Below are 16,728 nucleotides of genomic sequence, written 5' to 3'. Positions count from 1 at the left end.
GGCTCAGGCTGCCTCTGGGAGCGGCGCTCCCGGAGGTCTTACGCCCTCGGCACCAGCCGGGTTCAGACCTGCCCGGACGAGCATCACGCGGGCGGAGTTCTTGTCTCTGGGGGAGACCGTTCCGCACGCGGTGCAGGTGTAGGTGCGCTCGAACAGCGGCAGTGCGTGCTTGGTTCTCGCTCCGCACGACGCGCAGTCCATGGTGGTGTGCGCCGGATGCACCAGGCGGACGTCCCGCCCGTGCTTGCGGCCCATCTCCATCAGGGCCTTCTTCGTGGCGCCGATGGCCGCGTCGGCCGCCTTGCGGGCCATGGTGGTCCTGGCCAGGAACTTCGGGCGGAAGTCCTCGACGGCGATGGCGTCGTGGTCGGTCACGACCTTCTTCGCCCACTTGCGGGCGGTGTCCTGCCGCTGCCGGGCGATCTTCGCGTAGGTCTTCGTCCGCCACTTCTTCGCCTCGCGGTAGCCCTTCGAGGCGGCCTGCCCCTTCTTCGGCCTGCGGCGGGCCATCATCCGGTCGTACCGGGTCAGCCTGGCCTGGGCCTTGCGGCCATGCTGGGGGTGCGGCAGATCGTGGGCGTCGCTGGTGGTGGTCGCGGTCTCCTTCACGCCCCAGTCCACACCTAGCACCCGGCCGGTCTGCGGGAGCGGCTGCACCTCGGCGGGCACGACGAACGAGGCGTACCAGTGGCCGAGGCTGTCCCGGTATACGCGCACACTGGACGGTGCGGCGGGCAGGCCGCGGGACCACACCACGGTCAGGACGATGCCGCCCGCGAGGTGCAGGCGGCCGTCCCTCAGACGGAAGCCGCGCTTGGTGTAGTTCAGCGTTGGGCCAGCATCGCGCCTTTTCTTCCACCCGGGCATCCCGGCCCGCTGCCTGAGGGGCAGGCGTTCCTTGATGTCCTTGTGCGCTTTCGCACGCGACTTGCCGAAGTCCCGGATGATCTGCTGCTGCGGCACCGAACTGCCCGCGCGCAGCCACGGCGTACGCTCGCGGGCCTCGGTCAGCATCCTGTCGAGCCGGGCCGGGCCGCACGTCAGTTAGTCCTCGGGGTGCGCTTTGTTGTGCGCGTGCACGGCCCTGGACTTGGCCACACACTCGTTCCACAGCCACCGGCAGCGGTCCCACTCGGCGAGCAGCGCGGAGTGGGCGGTCGAGGACACACGCAGCCGGTACGTGTACCGGGCATGCCCGCCCTCCCCGGCCTCCTTCACGGCGCCGTCGGCAGTGCGGGCGCTCCACGCCCTCAGGAGACTGGATACGGCGACGCTCCGCGTCGCCGTGACAGGATGCGATTCCTCCCCGGCGTGAACGCCGGGGCATCCCCGCAAGAATCAGGTGAACGTGCCCCTCCTGAGCCGCAGCATCCTCGCCGTCACCGTGCTCCTCACCCCGCTCACCGTCGCACAGGCCGCCCATGCCGACCCGGGCTGCACCTCCTCGGTGCCGTACGTCTCGGGCGAGGGCGGCTACGACACCTACCGCATCCCCGCGACCGTCACCACGCCCCGGGGCACCGTCCTGGCCTTCGCCGAGGGCAGGCACGACAGCGCGGGCGACACCGGTGACATCGATGTCGTCCTCAGACGCTCCACCGACGGCGGCTGCACCTGGGGCCCGCTGGAAGTGGTCGCCGCCGGGGACGGGAACACCCGGGGCAACCCGGCACCGGTGGTCGATCCGTACACCGGTGGCGTCGTGCTGGTCACCTCCTACAACAGCGGTGCCGTCACCGAGGCGCAGATCATGCGCGGCGAGGTCACCCCGGAACAGGGCCGCCGGGTGTTCGTGCAGCGCAGCTGGGACGACGGCCGCCGGTTCACGGCCCCGCGGGACATCACCGCCGAGGTGAAGCCGGAGGACTGGCGCTGGTACGCGACCGGCCCCGGGCACGCCGTGGCGCTCACCCGGGGCCCGCACCGGGGCCGCCTGGTCGTGCCCGCCAACCACTCGGCCGCCCCGCCCGCCGGCTCCACCGACACCGGCCGGGAGTCCAGGTACTACGGTGCCCACGCGATCTACAGCGACGACGGCGGCCACAGTTGGCGGCTGGGCTTCGTCGACGCCTCCTACGACGGCGTGGACAACTCCAACGAGAACACGGCCGCCCAGCTCCCGGACGGCAGGCTGTACTTCAGCTCCCGGGACCAGAACGGCACCAGCCCCGGCAACCGCCTCGACACCTACTCCAGCGACGGCGCCGAGACCCTCGACCGCCCCTACACCGTCCAGCCCACCCTGAACGACGTCCCCGTGGTCCAGGCCTCCGTCCTCCAGCTCCGGGGCCGGACGGCCCCGCTGCTCTTCTCCGGCCCGTCCGTGCCCACCGCCCGCCGGGCGATGGCCCTCTGGCGCAGCACCGACGGCGGGGAGACCTTCGGCAAGGTCCTGACGCTGTCCCAGGACAAGGCCGCCTACTCCGACCTGGTGCAGGTGGACCGCGACACGGTGGGGATCCTGTACGAGACGGGGACCACCGGGACGTACGACACGATCGAGTTCCGCCGGCTGCCGACCGGGGACTTCGAAGCCGACAGGCCCTAGAGCAGCCCCGCGCTCGCCAGGTACTTGCCCACCCGCTCGGTCTCCTCCGCGGACAGGGGGACCTGTGGTTCGGCCGTCGCCGGGCAGTCGATGATCCCCCTCAGGTGCAGCGCCGCCTTGAACGCGCCGAGCGCCGAGGAACTGCCGCCCATCCGGGCCGGGTCGCCGGCGCCCACCATGCCGAACAGGGCGCACAGCCGGTCCTGTTCGGCCCGCGCGGCCTCCCAGTCCCCCGCCCGGCACAGGCGGTAGAGCCGGACATAGCCGTGCGGGTCGACGTTGGCCAGGCCCGGCACGGCCCCGTCGGCCCCGAGCGCGAGCGCCGAGTCGACGACGAGCTCCGAGCCGGTGAGCACGCTGAAGGGTGTGGTCCCGGTGAGGTTCCGGGCGCCGGTGACGACCTCCCGGAAGGCGCCCAGGTCGCCGCTGGAGTCCTTCAGGCCCGCCAGCACGCCGTCGGCGGCGAGTTCCAGGACCAGCTCGGCCGGGAGCTTGGTGTGCACGGCGACCGGGATGTCGTAGGCGACGACCGGGACGGTGCTGCCGGCCGCGACCCGGCGGTAGTGGCGGGCGATCTCCGCCGGATGGGTGCGGGTGTAGAAGGGGGCGGTGACGACGACCGCCTGCGCGCCCGCCGCGGTGGCCTCGCGGACATGGTCCAGCACCCGGGGCGTGGTCATGTCGATCGCCCCGGCCAGCACCGGCAGCTGACCGCCGAGATGGCCCACCACCGCCTCCACCACCAGCCTGCGCTGCGGGTCCGTCAGATACGCGGCCTCCGAGGTCGAGCCGAGCAGGAACAGACCGTGCACCCCGCCCTCCACCAGATGGTCGACGAGCCCGAGGAGCGAGGGGACGTCCACCTCGCCCTCCGGTGTCAGGGGAGTGCAGACGGGCGGTACGACACCGGTGAGCGGGGCGGGGAAGGTCATCAAGGCTCCCTGGGAAGACTCTGGCGCACGAGGTCGCGGGTCGACTGGTCCTCCTTCACAGGATGGTGACACCGGTAGCGATGTCCCGGGCGCGACGCGGCCGAAAAGTCCGGCATGACCGAAACGCACACGTCGTCCGCCCGCCAGCAGCGGGTGCGGAACGGGCAGCCGCTCGGCGGCCGGGTCGCCGACGGAACCGGGCCGGTCAGCGGGATCGGGTCGATCGGGTCGAGCAGGCCGGGCGTGGCGGAGAACAGGGCGCGGGTGTACGGGTGCCGGGCCTGGTCGGTGACCTGGCCGGCCGGGGTCTCCTCGACGATCCGGCCCAGGTACATGGTGATCACCCGGTCGCTCATCCGCCGTACCGTCTGGATGTCGTGCGAGACGAAGACCAGGGCGAGGCCCAGGCGTTCCTTCAGATCGAGCAGGAGGTTGAGGATCTGGGCCCGCACGGACACGTCGAGCGCGCTCGTCGGCTCGTCGGCGACCACCAGACCGGGGTCCAGGGCCAGCGCGCGGGCGATGGCGACGCGCTGCCGCTGGCCGCCGGAGAGCTGGCCGGGCAGGGCGTCCGCGAGGGCCCGGGGGAGACCGACGAGGGACATCAGCTCGCGCACGCGCTCGTCCCGCCGGGGCTTGGTCCCCCGGTGGTGGACGTCCAGCGGGTCCCGCAGGATCCGGTGGACCGGCAGCCGGCGGTTCAGGGCCGTGGACGGATCCTGGAAGATCATGCCGGTGCCGGCCCCGACGGCGGCCCGGCGTTCCGCGGGCGCCATGGACCACAGGTCACGGCCCTTGAACGACACCGTCCCGGACGTCGGCCGCTCCACGCCCACCAGCACCTTCGCCAGCGTCGACTTCCCGCAGCCGGACTCGCCGACCACACCGACCGTCTCGCCGGGCGCGACGGAGAGGTCGGCGCCGGTCAGCGCGTACACCCGGTCGCGGGTGAACAGGCCGCCGCTGCGGGCCTTGTGGACGACGTGGGCGTCGGCCAGTTCCACGATCGCGTTGATCGCGTTCATGTGACGGCCTCGCTCTCCGTCGTCGCCAGGTCCACCGCCGGGTGGTGGCAGGCCGCCGTGTGGGTGGGCGTGCCGACCAGGTCGGGGGCGGTCGTGCGGCACACCCCGGTCGCCGAGGGACAGCGGTCGGCGAACCGGCAGCCCGCCGGGAAGTCGGCCGGGGCCGGGACGACACCCCTGATCTGGGTCATCCGCTCGGCCGCCGACTCCAGGGACAGCACGCTGCCGAGCAGCCCGCGCGTGTAGTGGTGGGCCGGCGCCGCCACCAGGTCGGCGGTCACGCCCGTCTCCACGATCTGCCCGCCGTACATCACCACCACCCGGTCGGTGACGTCGGCGACCAGCGCCAGGTCGTGCGAGACCAGGATCAGCGCGAAACCCAGTTCCTCCCGCAGCCGCAGCAGCAACTGCATGATCTGCGCCTGCACGGTCACGTCCAGCGCGGTCGTCGGCTCGTCGGCGACGATCAGCTTGGGGTCGCGGGACAGGGCCATGGCGATCAGGACGCGCTGGCGCTGGCCGCCGGAGAGCTCGTGCGGGTAGCTGCGCAGGGTGCGTCCGGGATCGAGGCCGACCAGGGTGAGCAGTTCCTCGGGCGTGCGCCGGCCGCCGCGCCGTACGAGCTGCTTCAGCTGGGCGCGGATGGTCATCGCCGGGTTCAGGGACGACAGGGCGTCCTGGTAGACCATCGCCATCTCGTGGCCGAGGAGCCGGCGCCGTACCCGCATCGGCTCGGCGAGCAGGTCCCGCCGGTCGAACCGGACCTGGCCCCTGACCCGGGCGTCCTTGGGCTGCAGCCCCATGACGGTGAGCGCGGTCAGCGACTTGCCGCAGCCCGACTCGCCCACCAGGCCCAGCACCTCACCGGGCCGCACCTCGAAGCTGATGCCGTCCACGATGTCCACGCCCCGGTGACGCCCGTCGAAGCCGATGGCGAGGTTCTCCACCGCGAGCACGGGCTGTCCGCCGGGGTCGGGCAGCGGCCGGGCCCGCGAGCGCAGCCGCCGGGCGGCCTCGGCCAGGCCGGGCAGCTGCGTCACCTCGCCGCTGCCCGGCTCCGGCTCCTCAAGGCGGTCCTGGCCGTCCCGTCCCTCCACGGGCCGGGCCGCCGGGGCCGCCCACGCGTCCGAGACGCCCTCGGACAGGATGTTCAGCGACAGGACGGTCACCAGCATCAGCAGCCCGGGGAAGACGGTCGCCCACCAGCCGCCGGTGAGCACCATGTTCTTGCCGTCCGCGATGACGCTGCCCCACGACGGGTCCGGCGGCCGTACGCCGGCGCCGATGAAGGACAGCGACGCCTCGAAGACGATGGCCTCGGCGACCTGGACCGTGCAGAACACCAGGACGGGCGCGGCGCAGTTGACGGCCACGTGCCGCAGCACGATGTGCGGGGTGCGGGCGCCGATCACGCGTTCCGCCGTGACGTAGTCCTCGCCGTACTGGTCGAGGACGTTCGCCCGGACGACCCGGGCGACCGGGGGTGTGAACAGGAACGCGATGGCGCAGATCAGCACGGTGATGCCGCCGCCGAAGACGGCGACCAGCACGGCGGCCAGCGCGATGCCGGGGAACGCCATCACCACGTCCAGACAGCGCATCAGCGTCTCGTCCACGGCCTTGCGGGAGGTGGCGGCCACCGCCCCGACGACCGCGCCCACGACGAGGGCGAGCGCCGTCGCGCCCAGGCCGATGGCGAGGGACCAGCGGGCGCCGTACATCAGCCGGCTGAGGATGTCCCGGCCGAGGCTGTCCTGCCCCATCCAGTGGTCGGCGGACGGGTGCCCGGTGCCGTCGACGGGCGGCTGCTGGTCGAGCGGGTCGTCGGGGGCGAGGGCGGGCGCGAGCAGGGCCGTCAGCACGACCACGGCCAGGAAGCAGACGGCGATCCGCGACAGCGGGGGCAGCCGGCGCCGGCCGCGCAGCCGGACGCCGGGCCGGGCGAGGGCCCGGGTGAGGTCTTCGCGCGTGAACATCAGGTCGCGTCCCTCAGTCGCGGGTTGACCAGGAGATAGAGGATGTCGATGACGAGATTGACGACGACGAAGCCGGTCGCCGTGGTCAGCACGACACCCTGGACGACCGCCGGGTCGCCGTTCTGCACCGCGTCGATCATCAGCTTCCCCATCCCGGGCAGCGAGAAGATCGTCTCGATGACCACCGCGCCGCCCAGCAGATAGCCGACCCGCAGGCCCAGCACGGTCAGCGGATTGATCAGGGCGTTGCGCAGCACATTGCGCCCCACCACGACCCGTGGCGGCAGCCCGCCGCCGATCGCGGTCCGCACGTAGTCCTTGTCCAGCTCCTCCACCACGGAGGTCCGCACGATCCGGGTCAGCTGGGCGGCCACCGGCAGCGACAGCGCGAACGCCGGCAGGGTCATCGTCTTCAGCCAGCCGGTGAAGGAGTCCGCGGGGTTGATGTAGCCGCCGGTCGGGAACCAGCCCTGGTCCACCGCCAGGTACTGGATCATCAGCAGCGCCAGCCAGAAGCCGGGCGCGGCCACCCCGGTCAGGGACACGACCCGGATGACCTGGTCGGGCAGCCGGTCCCGGTAGATCGCCGCGGTGACCCCGCCGAGCAGCGACAGCATCACCGCGATGCCGAGCCCCAGGAAGGTGAGCTGGAGGGTGAGCGGCAGCGCGGTGGTGACCTGGTCGACGACCGGAGCCCGGGTCAGGGCGCTGGTGCCCATGTCGCCGTGGAGCAGGTCGCCCACGAAGTGGACGTAGCGCACCGGGAGCGGATCGAGGAGTCCGTTGCGGTCCCGGAAGTCGTGCAGCTGCCGCGGCGTCGGGTTGGCGCCCTGGAAGAACGCGGACGCCGGGTCGACGTCCGAGAACCGCATCACCAGGAACACGAACAGCACGATGCCCAGCATCAGCGGCACGAGCAGGGCGACCCGGCGGAGCAGGATGCGGACGACGGTGACCACCGCGCTAGACCCACTTGGCCTGGAGGAGGTTGATCCCGGGGTACGGCTGCGCCCTTATCCCCGTCAGCTTCTTGGGGTCCCAGGCGGTCATCAGCTCGTTGTGCACGACCGGGTAGAGCACGGCCTGTTCGGCGACGATGTCGATGTAGTCCTGGATCATCGCCTTCTTCTTCTCGGGATCCGGCTCCGGGGTGGCCCGGTCCATGTCCTTGAAGAGCTGCTTGGCGACGGAGTTGCCGGCCCAGCGGGCGTAGCCCATCCAGAGGTTCTGCGGGCCGTAGTTGTAGTGCATGATCAGGTCCGCGTCGAGGCCGAACTGGTTGGGGTTCGAGGCGGCGGCGACGACCTGGTAGTCCTGCTTCTGGTCCATCTTGGTGAAGACGGCCGTGGTCTCCTGCGGCGACAGGGTCGTCTCGACACCGATCGCGTCCCAGGACGACTTGATGGTGGGCAGGCAGTCGACGATCCAGCTGACGTTGACGGAGAGGATCTCGATCTTGAGGTTCTTCACCCCCGCCGCCTTCAGCAGCGCCTTCGCCTTGTCGGGGTCGTAGTCGTAGACGGTCTTCGCGCGCCGGTAGGAGGGATTGCCCTCGTTCAGGAAGGACGAGGACGGCTTCCCATGGCCCTTCAGCGCGACCTCCACCATCTTCCCGGTGTCGATGGCGTAGCGCAGCGCCTGCCGGACCCGCACGTCGTCGAACGGCTTGTGCTGGGTGTTGAACATCAGGAACAGGTTGTTCATCCCGGCCCCGCCCGCGACCGACAGCCCGCCGCTCTCCAGCCGCGAGATGTTGGCATACGGGATGTTGTCGGCGATCTGCGCGCCCGCACTCGCCCCGGAGATCTTCGCCACGCGGGGTGCGGCGTCCACTATGGTCAGCCAGTTCATCTTCTTGAAGGCGGGCGGACGCGGGCCGTTGTAGCCGGCGAACGCCTCGAAGGTGGTGTTGGACTTCGGGTGGTGCGCGGTCTGCCGGTACGGTCCCGAGCCGACCGCCTTGCCCTTGACCGCGTCGTCCCAGGCACCCGGCAGCGAGAAGACGTGCTTGGGCATGATCTTGGCGAGAGTGAGCCGGGAGACCCCTTCCGGGAAGGGGAACTTGAGCACCAGTTCGACGGTCTGCGCGTCGACCTTCCGCACTTCCTTCAGCCAGCTCGCGAAGAACCCCTTGGCGAGGGTCTGTGTCTTCGGGTCGAGGATCCGGTCGAAGACGAAGACGACGTCGTCGGCGGTGACCGGCTTGCCGTCGTGGAACCTGGCGCCCGCCCGCAGGGTGAACCGCCACGTGGTGGCCCTGAGGTCGGCCGGCACCCGGGTCGCCAGCGCCGCGTAGGGCTCACGGGAGATCGGGTCGGTGTCGAGCAGGCCCTCGTAGATGTGATTGTTGCCGGCCATGGCGAACGCGGACGCCGTCTGTGTCGGGTCCCAGCTGCCGTCGTTCCCGTAACCGATCACCGCCGTCAGCGTGCGGTTCCTGCCGCTGCCACCACCGCCGGTGTCGTTGGTGGACTCCGGCCCGGAGGAGCAGCCGGCCAGCGAGGAGGAGAGGGCGGCGGCCGCGCCCAGCGCTCCGGTGTACTTCAGGAACGACCGGCGGTGCAGCGCCGGCACATCGTGGGTCACGTCGTCGCGCACGGTTCCTCCAGCGAAGAGGGTCTGGTCGATGGGGAGGTACGACGTCCTACGTCCTGTCGGTCAGCGTGACCATAAGAGGGCCTGTGAGGGCGGTCAAGGGGGCGCACACGAATGGCGTAGCCGCCAGAGGTTGGACCAATGGCACAGTGAAATGGCGGGAGTTGGCGCAGGTCGGCGCAGGAGATGGGACGTAGGACGTCCGGTGCGCGTACGATGCGGCGCATGACCGCCGGGGAGCCCAGGAACAGCCGGATACAGCGTGCGGTCGTGCAGCTGATCCTCGACCGCGGGCTCCCGTCCGGGGCGCCCCTGCCCACCGAGACGGAGCTGATGGAGGACCTCGGCGTCAGCCGCAACTCCGTCCGCGAGGCCCTCAAGGCGCTCCAGGCCCTCGACATCGTGGAGATCCGGCACGGCTACGGCACCTATGTGGGCCAGGCCTCCCTCACCCCGCTGGCCGACGGCCTGACCTTCCGCGCGCTGGCCCGGCAGGACGACGACGCGGGCGCGCTGGCCGAGGTGCTCCAGGTCCGGGAGGTGCTGGAGGTGGAGCTGATCCGGCGGGTCGCGGCGACGGTGACCGAGCCGGAGCTGGACCGTCTGGAGTCGGTGGTGACCCGGATGGAGGCGGCGGGCCGCGCCGGGCAGCCCTTCCCCGAGCTCGACCGCGAGTTCCACGAGCTGCTCTACGCCTCGCTCGGCAACGCGCTCGTGCCGCAGCTCCTCGGCGCCTTCTGGACGGTGTTCCGCAGGGTCGCGGGCGCCCGCGGCTGGACCGCCGACCCCGCCCCCGAACTCACCGCCCGCCGCCACCGCGACATCGTCACCGCGCTGCGCGCCCGCGATGCCGAGGGCGCGCAGCGTGCGATGGCGGTCCACTTCCGCGGGATCGAGGCGCGGGCGGCGCAGGAGTCGCGCGGAGTGGGCTGAGGCCTCCGGGGCCTACGGCAGCGTGTTCATGTAGTCCTTGTCGTGGTCGGAGTCGTAGAGCAGCTTGCCGCCGGCGTCGTACCCCTTGATGTGCGGGGCCTTGGTGACCTGCTGGTGCAGCAGGCCGGTGGCGACGAACCACCCGTGGTCGAGGACGGCCTCGCCGCTGCTGTCGCCGTACGACACCGTCAGCTTCGCCACCGACGACCGCACGTTGCCGATGATCCCCCAGCGGAACGGCAGCTTCCAGTGACCCTTGTCGAGGAAGGACTGCTGGTAGAGCTTGCCGCTGTTGACGTCGGCCGCGACGGGGGCGGTGGAGTCGGGGACGAAGTCCGAGCCCGTGCTGTAGTTGAGGTCCGAGGCCTCGCCGCCCTTGATGTTGCAGATGAGCCGGGTCTGCTGGGGCTTCTCCCGCACCGCGACGACGTGCATGCCGTCGCCGGGCGTGTTCGAGTCGCCGGTACTGGGCATCGCCAGGATGATCCGGTAGTCGGCCGGATCCCCGAGGTCGGTGTAGGTGGACATGCGGCCGCGCTTCAGGTCCTGCTGCGTGTAGTGCGGCTTGTGCGCCCGGTTGAAGTCGATGCACTTCGTCAGCCCGTCCGCGGCCTGCTCGAAGGTGATCCCGTCCACCAGCTGGCCCGCGGTGGCGGGCCGCGCGGGCCCCGAAGGCGTCGGCTTCGGGCTCCGGGTCTGTACGACCGACGGCTTGGGCGCGGCGGGAGGCGTGGAGGCACCGCCCCCGCTCACCGCGTACGCGGCCACCGGCAGCGCGGCCAGTGTCAGCAGTGCCGCTCCGGCCACCGCCACGCGCCGCCGGCGCTCGACCACGCCCCGCCGCCGGATCTCGGGGTAGGGCACCGGCGTGGGCTGGATCGTGTACGCGTACTCGGCCATCAGTTCCCTGACCCTGACTTCGATGTCCAACTCGGTTCCCTCACCCTGCAGCTCCTCACTCATCTGCCGCCTCCTTGCCCGGCTGCCACACGGGTGCGGTCGGGACCGTCCGCCGACCGGGCGAGCCCCGGGAACGAACGCAACTTCGCCAGGCCCTTGGACGCCTGGCTCTTGACCGTGCCCGTGGAGCAGCCGAGCACCTCGGCCACCTCCGTCTCGGACAGGTCCTCCCAGTAGCGCAGCACCACCACCGCCCGCTGCCGGGGCGGCAGTCCGGCGAGCGCCGCCATCAGCGTGCCGCGCTCGTCGGCCCGCGACACGGCGTCGTCGTGCCCGGCGAACTCCGGCAGCGCGGCGGTGAGCGACTCCGTGACCCGCCGCTTGCGGAACCGGTCGCTGTTGCAGCTGACCAGCATCCGCCGGACGTACGCCTCCGGATGGTCGGTCCGTGAGACGCGCCGCCACGACCGGTACGCCTTCGCCAGCGCGGTCTGCGTCAGGTCCTCGGCGTGGTGCCGGTCGCCGGTGAGCAGGTAGGCGGTCCGCACCAGATGGGACCACCGCGCTTTGACGAATTCCTGGAACTGGGCCTCTTGTTCGGCCTGCATCAGTCACCCCCTCGCCCCCCAGACCACCGGTCCCGCGGATTCGGTTGCCCGGCGGGCTGTCCCGGGGATCGGGTGGCCGGCTCCGGCCGTGGAGGTCACACCGGGGGCGTACTTCCCGGGGCGCGGAGTCTAGTCACACAGAGCCACCAGAGGGAGCCGAAGCGTGAAACTCGTGGCAGGAGGGGACCGAGGTGAACGTGAACGTGATGAAGCTCCCGCTCGGCTGCTACGCCGTCGACACCGGTACCGGAAAACTGGGCATCGTGATGGGCTACGAGGGACCGTACGTGCAGCTGCGGCCGTACGGCGGCGGGCGGGAGTGGGACGTCCGGCCGGATACCGTCCGCCGGGCCACCCCGGCCGAGCGGCTGAGCGTGGCCACGGCCTACGCCAACGCGCGCAGCCGGGGCGAGGTGCCTTGAAGGGACGGCGCCGGCCCCGGCCGCCCCGGCGTGAGGGCAGAATGGGCTCATGAGTCTGTTCCGCGACGACGGCATAGCGCCGCGCACCCAGAAGCCGGCGGGTGAGGCGGACCTGATCATGCCGCGGTCCTGTGGGGGCGTGCGATGAGTCTCTTCCGTGACGACGGCGTCGTCCTGCGCACGCAGAAGCTCGGAGAAGCCGACCGGATCATGCTGTGGTCTCCCGGGGGGCACCCCCCGTACCCCCGGCCGGAAGCTCGTGGGGGCGTGCGATGAGTCTCTTCCGTGACGACGGCGTCGTCCTGCGCACGCAGAAGCTCGGAGAAGCCGACCGGATCATCACGCTGCTCACCCGCGGTCACGGCCGGGTGCGGGCCGTGGCCCGGGGGGTACGGCGGACCAAGTCCAAGTTCGGGGCCCGGCTCGAACCCTTCTCCCACGTCGACGTGCAGTTCTTCGCCCGGGGCGGCGGCGAGCTGGTCGGGCGTGGGCTGCCCCTGTGCACCCAGAGCGAGACCATCGCTCCGTACGGCAGCGGCATCGTCACCGACTACGCGCGGTACACCGCCGGGACCGCCATGCTGGAGACCGCCGAGCGGTTCACCGACCACGAGGGCGAGCCGGCCGTGCAGCAGTACCTGCTGCTGGTCGGCGCGCTGCGCACCCTCGCCCGCGGCGAGCACGCCCCGCATCTCGTCCTCGACGCGTTTCTGCTGCGCTCCCTCGCCGTCAACGGCTACGCGCCCAGCTTCGGCGACTGCGCGAAGTGCGGAATGCCCGGACCGAACCGCTTCTTCTCGGTCGCCTCCGGCGGCAGCGTCTGCGTGGACTGCCGGGTGCCCGGCAGCGTCGTACCCTCGCCGCAGACCCTCGTCCTCCTCGGCGCGCTGCTTACGGGAGACTGGGAGACCGCGGACGCGTGCGAGCCGCGGTACGTCCGGGAGGGCAGCGGGCTGGTGTCCGCCTACCTGCACTGGCATCTGGAGCGCGGGCTGCGCTCGCTCCGGTACGTAGAGAAGTAGCCGTACAGAATCTAGGAGACGAGAAGCACATGGTCGTACGCGGGATCCTGGGACGCCAGCGCCGCGAGTTCAAGGCGCCGACGCCGCACCCGTCCGGCGCCCGTGCGCCGAAGCTCCCCGGCGAGCTCGTCCCGAACCACGTGGCGATCGTCATGGACGGGAACGGCCGCTGGGCCAAGGAGCGCGGGCTGCCCCGCACCGAAGGGCACAAGGTCGGTGCCGAGCGCGTCCTCGACGTGCTCCAGGGCTCGATCGAGATCGGCGTCCGCAACATCTCCCTCTACGCCTTCTCCACCGAGAACTGGAAGCGCTCGCCCGACGAGGTCCGCTTCCTGATGAACTTCAACCGCGACTTCATCCGCAAGACCCGCGACCAGCTCGACGAACTCGGCATCCGGGTGCGCTGGGTGGGCCGTATGCCCAAGCTGTGGAAGTCGGTCGCCAAGGAGCTCCAGGTCGCCCAGGAACAGACCAAGGGCAACGACCTGCTCACCCTCTACTTCTGCATGAACTACGGCGGCCGCGCCGAGATCGCCGACGCAGCGCAGGCGCTGGCCGAGGACGTGAAGGCGGGCCGCCTCGACCCGTCCAAGGTCAACGAGAAGACCCTGCAGAAGTACATGTACTACCCGGACATGCCGGACGTGGACCTGTTCCTGCGCCCGAGCGGCGAGCAGCGCACCTCCAACTACCTGCTCTGGCAGAGCGCCTACGCCGAGATGGTCTTCCAGGACGTGCTGTGGCCCGACTTCGACCGCCGCGACCTGTGGCGGGCCTGCATGGAGTTCGCCTCCCGCGACCGCCGCTTCGGCGGGGCCGTCCCGAACGAGGAACTCCTCGCCATGGAAGCCGCGATGAAGGGTGACGCCACCTCGTAGCCGTCGCTGGTTCACGCGGGCCGCCGAGGATGCGGGACTCATGAGACGTCTCACGCCTGTCCTCGCCTTCAGGGCGGGCTGCCGTCCGATCGCGAAGGGCGGCAAGTCCTATGACCTGGACGAGCTGGAGCGCTGCTTCGGGCGTGGCCGAAAGCTGCGGGTACGATCCCGCCTCATGGTCATGAACATGGGGCGGGATTCCGAACAGGGCGTGGTCGAGCTGGTGTTCCAGCCGGTCGCGGGGGATTTCGTGGGGGTGCTGCGGGAGCGCAGGCGGTTCAACCGGGCGGGGCGGATCAACAAGGCGGCTCTGGCCCTTCTGGCCGTCACCTGGGCGCTGAGCGCAGGGCGCGCGGTGACCGGAGGTCACGCCGACTGGTTCCTGCTGCTCTACCTGCCTCTGGCCGCGGGGCTGCTGCTCCTCGGGCCCCGGTTGCAGGCCCGCCGGCTCATGAAGGTCGTCGCCCGCAACGGGGTGCACCGGGTGACCGTCACGGACGCCGGGATGACGATGGTCACCGACAACAGCACGGCGTCGGTCAACTGGGTCGCCCAGCCGCGCTACCGGGAGACCGAGGACGCCTTCTTCACCTTCAGCGACGACAAGAACGCCACCTGCTTCAGCCTGCTGCCCAAGCGCGGCCTGCCCGACCCCGCCGACGCGGACAGACTGCGGGAGATCCTCAACCGCAATCTGACCCCGGCCTGAGCGTCAGTTCCCTGGGCAGGCGCAGTCCGCGCACGTGCCGAAGATCTCCACGGTGTGCGCCACGTTCACGTACCCGTGTTCCGCAGCGATGGCCTCCGCCCACTTCTCCACCGCGGGCCCCTCGACCTCGACCGCCTTGCCGCAGGCGCGGCAGACGAGGTGGTGGTGGTGCTCGCCGGAGGAGCAGCGGCGGTAGACGGACTCGCCCTCGGAGGTGCGCAGGACGTCGACCTCGCCCGCGTCGGCGAGGGACTGGAGGGTGCGGTAGACCGTGGTCAGGCCGACCGAGTCGCCCTTGTGCTTGAGCATGTCGTGGAGTTCCTGCGCGCTGCGGAACTCGTCGACCTCGTCGAGGGCCGCCGCCACGGCTGCGCGCTGGCGGGTCGCACGGCCCTTCACGGGCGGTCCAGCGGTCGTCACCGGTTGCCTCCTTCTTCGGCCCGTTCGCCGGCTCACGGCTGCGTCTGCCGGGCCATTGTGCCAGTCCGGGCCGTGCGCGGTCAGACGCCGACCTCGTCGGCGGCCGCCCGGGTGGCCGGAATCGAGCACTCCGCAGGGTCCCCGGCAGGCTGGGTCGCGGCGGCCGCTCGGGCGCGGCGGCGGGCCAGCGGGGTGGCCAGCGCGGTCAGCACGAGGAACGCGGCGATGGTCAGCAGCACGATCGTCGCGCCGGGCGGAACGTAGTAGTAGAACGACGTGATCGTGCCACTGATGGTCACGGTCACGCCGATGGCGACGGCGATCGCGAACGTGGCGGTGAAACTGCGGCTGAGCTGCTGGGCCGCGGCCACCGGAACCACCATCAGCGCCGACACCAGCAGCAGGCCGACCACGCGCATCGCGACGGTCACCGTCACCGCCGCCGTGACGGCCGTCAGCAGGTTGAGGGCGCGCACCGGCAGGCCGGTCACCCGCGCGAACTCCTCGTCCTGGCTGACCGCGAACAGCTGCCGGCGCAGGCCCAGCGTGACCAGCAGCACGAAGGCAGCCAGCACGCAGATCGCCGTCACGTCGGACTGCGACACCGTGGAGAGCGAACCGAACAGATACGACGTCAGGTTCGCGTTGGAGCCGCCGGCGACGTTGATGAGCATCACGCCGCCGGCCATGCCGCCGTAGAAGAGCATCGCGAGGGCGATGTCGCCGCGCGTCCTGCCGTACCAGCGGATCAGTTCCATCAGTACCGCGCCGAGCACGGCGACCGCCGTCGCCATCCACACGGGTGACGTGGACAGCAGGAAGCCGAGGCCGACGCCGGTCATCGCCACGTGGCCGATGCCGTCGCCCATCAGGGCCTGGCGGCGCTGGACCAGGTAGATGCCGACGGCGGGGGCGGTGACGCCGACCAGGACGGCGGCGAGCAGTGCCCGCTGCATGAAGGCGAAGTTCAGGAAGTCCATCAGCTCAGCAGTCCCGTGCGGATCGGTTCGGAGCCCGCCGGTGCGTGCGGGTGTACGTGGTCGTGGCCGGGCAGGGCGTGCTGGCCGACCGCGCGCGGTGGCGGTCCGTCGTGCAGGACGCAGCCGTCGCGCAGGACCACCGCCCGGTCGATCAGGGGCTCCAGCGGGCCCAGTTCGTGCAGGACCAGCAGGACCGTCGTGCCCTGTGCCACCTGTTTCTCGAGCGTCCGCGCGAGGATCTCCTGGCTGGCCAGGTCGACGCCGGCCATGGGTTCGTCCATGATCAGCAGTTCGGGCTCGGCGGCCAGGGCGCGGGCGATCAGCACCCGCTGGTGCTGGCCGCCGGAGAGGGCGTTCACGGAGTCCTTGGCCCGGTCCGCCATGCCGACCAGCTCCAGGGCCCGCCGTACGCCCTCGTGGTCCGCCTTGCGGAAGAGCCCGAAGCGGGTGCGGGACAGGCGGCCCGCGGAGACGACCTCGGTCACCGTCGCGGGGACCCCGCCCGCCGCGGTGGTGCGCTGCGGTACGTATCCCACGCGCGCCCAGTCGCCGAAGCCGCGGCGCGCGGTGCCGAACAGCTCGATCTCGCCGCCGCTGACCGGTACCTGGCCGATGAGGCTGCGGATCGCGGTCGACTTGCCGGAGCCGTTCGCGCCGAGCAGCGCGACGACCTCGCCGCGGTGCACGGTGAGGTCGATTCCGCGCAGCACGGGGCGCGACCCCAGCTCGGCGGTCACGCCGCGCATCCTTATGACGGGCTCGCCCATGGTGTCGTCCTCC

16 protein-coding genes and 1 pseudogene are annotated in these 16,728 nt (G+C 71.3%); 6 read left to right on the top strand and 11 right to left on the bottom strand.

Annotated elements, in window-relative coordinates; translation table 11 throughout:
* Positions 1 to 3 precede the first annotated feature (3 nt).
* A pseudogene (locus tag ACIPSA_RS03665) lies at positions 4 to 1,218 on the bottom strand (RNA-guided endonuclease InsQ/TnpB family protein).
* A 130-nt stretch (positions 1,219 to 1,348) separates the two neighbouring features.
* Here ACIPSA_RS03665 and ACIPSA_RS03660 point away from each other — a divergent pair.
* Complete coding sequence (locus ACIPSA_RS03660) at positions 1,349 to 2,548, top strand: exo-alpha-sialidase (RefSeq protein WP_402628348.1); 1,200 nt, start codon at positions 1,349 to 1,351, stop codon at positions 2,546 to 2,548.
* Here ACIPSA_RS03660 and ACIPSA_RS03655 read toward each other — a convergent pair.
* From ACIPSA_RS03655 to ACIPSA_RS03635, 5 genes are read right to left on the bottom strand one after another with little or no spacing between them, the layout of a single operon-like run.
* Positions 2,545 to 3,480 (bottom strand): dihydrodipicolinate synthase family protein, encoded by a 936-nt coding sequence (locus tag ACIPSA_RS03655; protein ID WP_402628346.1) that lies wholly within the window; start codon positions 3,478 to 3,480, stop codon positions 2,545 to 2,547. The two genes, ACIPSA_RS03660 and ACIPSA_RS03655, sit on opposite strands and share 4 nt — an antisense overlap.
* On the bottom strand, positions 3,480 to 4,505 hold the full coding sequence (locus ACIPSA_RS03650; protein ID WP_402628344.1) for an oligopeptide/dipeptide ABC transporter ATP-binding protein: 1,026 nt from the start codon (positions 4,503 to 4,505) through the stop codon (positions 3,480 to 3,482). Before ACIPSA_RS03650 ends, ACIPSA_RS03655 begins: the two co-directional genes overlap by 1 nt.
* Positions 4,502 to 6,481, bottom strand: coding sequence for a dipeptide/oligopeptide/nickel ABC transporter permease/ATP-binding protein (locus ACIPSA_RS03645; protein WP_402628342.1), 1,980 nt, complete (start codon positions 6,479 to 6,481; stop codon positions 4,502 to 4,504). The genes ACIPSA_RS03650 and ACIPSA_RS03645 overlap by 4 nt, the downstream gene beginning before the upstream one ends.
* Complete coding sequence (locus ACIPSA_RS03640; protein WP_402628340.1) at positions 6,481 to 7,440, bottom strand: ABC transporter permease; 960 nt, start codon at positions 7,438 to 7,440, stop codon at positions 6,481 to 6,483. Before ACIPSA_RS03640 ends, ACIPSA_RS03645 begins: the two co-directional genes overlap by 1 nt.
* A gap of 4 nt (positions 7,441 to 7,444) precedes the next feature.
* Positions 7,445 to 9,079: an ABC transporter substrate-binding protein gene (locus tag ACIPSA_RS03635; protein WP_402628338.1), complete on the bottom strand. Its 1,635-nt coding sequence runs from the start codon at positions 9,077 to 9,079 to the stop codon at positions 7,445 to 7,447.
* A gap of 213 nt (positions 9,080 to 9,292) precedes the next feature.
* Here ACIPSA_RS03635 and ACIPSA_RS03630 point away from each other — a divergent pair, with 213 nt between their 5' ends.
* Positions 9,293 to 10,009 (top strand): FadR/GntR family transcriptional regulator, encoded by a 717-nt coding sequence (locus tag ACIPSA_RS03630; protein ID WP_402629466.1) that lies wholly within the window; start codon positions 9,293 to 9,295, stop codon positions 10,007 to 10,009.
* 12 nt (positions 10,010 to 10,021) lie between these two features.
* Here the strand turns inward: ACIPSA_RS03630 and ACIPSA_RS03625 are convergent, their stop codons facing one another.
* Complete coding sequence (locus ACIPSA_RS03625; protein ID WP_402628336.1) at positions 10,022 to 10,972, bottom strand: hypothetical protein; 951 nt, start codon at positions 10,970 to 10,972, stop codon at positions 10,022 to 10,024.
* Positions 10,969 to 11,517 (bottom strand): SigE family RNA polymerase sigma factor, encoded by a 549-nt coding sequence (locus tag ACIPSA_RS03620; RefSeq protein ID WP_402628335.1) that lies wholly within the window; start codon positions 11,515 to 11,517, stop codon positions 10,969 to 10,971. The genes ACIPSA_RS03625 and ACIPSA_RS03620 overlap by 4 nt, the downstream gene beginning before the upstream one ends.
* A gap of 206 nt (positions 11,518 to 11,723) precedes the next feature.
* Here ACIPSA_RS03620 and ACIPSA_RS03615 point away from each other — a divergent pair, with 206 nt between their 5' ends.
* From ACIPSA_RS03615 to ACIPSA_RS03600, 4 genes are all read left to right on the top strand, one after another.
* Positions 11,724 to 11,939 carry a hypothetical protein gene (locus ACIPSA_RS03615; protein ID WP_402629464.1) on the top strand — a complete coding sequence of 72 codons (216 nt, stop codon included), beginning with the start codon at positions 11,724 to 11,726 and terminating at the stop codon, positions 11,937 to 11,939.
* Between the two features lie 272 nt (positions 11,940 to 12,211).
* Positions 12,212 to 12,961: a DNA repair protein RecO gene (gene recO / locus ACIPSA_RS03610; protein WP_402628334.1), complete on the top strand. Its 750-nt coding sequence runs from the start codon at positions 12,212 to 12,214 to the stop codon at positions 12,959 to 12,961.
* A 29-nt stretch (positions 12,962 to 12,990) separates the two neighbouring features.
* Positions 12,991 to 13,839, top strand: coding sequence for an isoprenyl transferase (locus ACIPSA_RS03605; RefSeq protein WP_402628332.1), 849 nt, complete (start codon positions 12,991 to 12,993; stop codon positions 13,837 to 13,839).
* A 40-nt stretch (positions 13,840 to 13,879) separates the two neighbouring features.
* On the top strand, positions 13,880 to 14,548 hold the full coding sequence (locus ACIPSA_RS03600; RefSeq protein ID WP_402628331.1) for a YcxB family protein: 669 nt from the start codon (positions 13,880 to 13,882) through the stop codon (positions 14,546 to 14,548).
* Between the two features lie 3 nt (positions 14,549 to 14,551).
* On the opposite strand, the gene ACIPSA_RS03595 is transcribed toward ACIPSA_RS03600, so the two are convergent.
* The 3 genes from ACIPSA_RS03595 to ACIPSA_RS03585 all read right to left on the bottom strand — a co-directional run bounded on the left by ACIPSA_RS03595 (position 14,552) and on the right by ACIPSA_RS03585 (position 16,715).
* A complete protein-coding gene (locus tag ACIPSA_RS03595) occupies positions 14,552 to 14,968 on the bottom strand; it encodes a Fur family transcriptional regulator (protein ID WP_402628329.1) in 417 nt (138 codons plus the stop codon).
* 80 nt (positions 14,969 to 15,048) lie between these two features.
* On the bottom strand, positions 15,049 to 15,948 hold the full coding sequence (locus ACIPSA_RS03590) for a metal ABC transporter permease (RefSeq protein ID WP_402628327.1): 900 nt from the start codon (positions 15,946 to 15,948) through the stop codon (positions 15,049 to 15,051).
* Positions 15,948 to 16,715, bottom strand: a complete 768-nt coding sequence (locus ACIPSA_RS03585) for a metal ABC transporter ATP-binding protein (protein WP_402629461.1) — start codon at positions 16,713 to 16,715, stop codon at positions 15,948 to 15,950. Before ACIPSA_RS03585 ends, ACIPSA_RS03590 begins: the two co-directional genes overlap by 1 nt.
* Positions 16,716 to 16,728 lie beyond the last annotated feature (13 nt).

Origin of the sequence: Streptomyces sp. NPDC086549, assembly GCF_044746205.1 — a bacterium.
In the GTDB taxonomy this organism is placed as follows: Bacteria; Actinomycetota; Actinomycetes; order Streptomycetales; family Streptomycetaceae; genus Streptomyces.
Note: the sequence above shows the minus strand (reverse complement) of the source record. Positions and strands in the feature narration are given on the sequence as shown.

Coding starts and splice junctions, on each gene's coding strand:
- ACIPSA_RS03655 (WP_402628346.1), bottom strand. CDS start 3,480: ATGACCTTCCCCGCCCCGCTCACCGGTGTCGTACCGCCCGTCTGCACT.
- ACIPSA_RS03650 (WP_402628344.1), bottom strand. CDS start 4,505: ATGAACGCGATCAACGCGATCGTGGAACTGGCCGACGCCCACGTCGTC.
- ACIPSA_RS03645 (WP_402628342.1), bottom strand. CDS start 6,481: ATGTTCACGCGCGAAGACCTCACCCGGGCCCTCGCCCGGCCCGGCGTC.
- ACIPSA_RS03630 (WP_402629466.1), top strand. CDS start 9,293: ATGCGGCGCATGACCGCCGGGGAGCCCAGGAACAGCCGGATACAGCGT.
- ACIPSA_RS03625 (WP_402628336.1), bottom strand. CDS start 10,972: ATGAGTGAGGAGCTGCAGGGTGAGGGAACCGAGTTGGACATCGAAGTC.
- ACIPSA_RS03620 (WP_402628335.1), bottom strand. CDS start 11,517: ATGCAGGCCGAACAAGAGGCCCAGTTCCAGGAATTCGTCAAAGCGCGG.
- ACIPSA_RS03615 (WP_402629464.1), top strand. CDS start 11,724: ATGAAGCTCCCGCTCGGCTGCTACGCCGTCGACACCGGTACCGGAAAA.
- recO (WP_402628334.1), top strand. CDS start 12,212: ATGAGTCTCTTCCGTGACGACGGCGTCGTCCTGCGCACGCAGAAGCTC.
- ACIPSA_RS03605 (WP_402628332.1), top strand. CDS start 12,991: ATGGTCGTACGCGGGATCCTGGGACGCCAGCGCCGCGAGTTCAAGGCG.
- ACIPSA_RS03600 (WP_402628331.1), top strand. CDS start 13,880: ATGAGACGTCTCACGCCTGTCCTCGCCTTCAGGGCGGGCTGCCGTCCG.
- ACIPSA_RS03590 (WP_402628327.1), bottom strand. CDS start 15,948: ATGGACTTCCTGAACTTCGCCTTCATGCAGCGGGCACTGCTCGCCGCC.
- ACIPSA_RS03585 (WP_402629461.1), bottom strand. CDS start 16,715: ATGGGCGAGCCCGTCATAAGGATGCGCGGCGTGACCGCCGAGCTGGGG.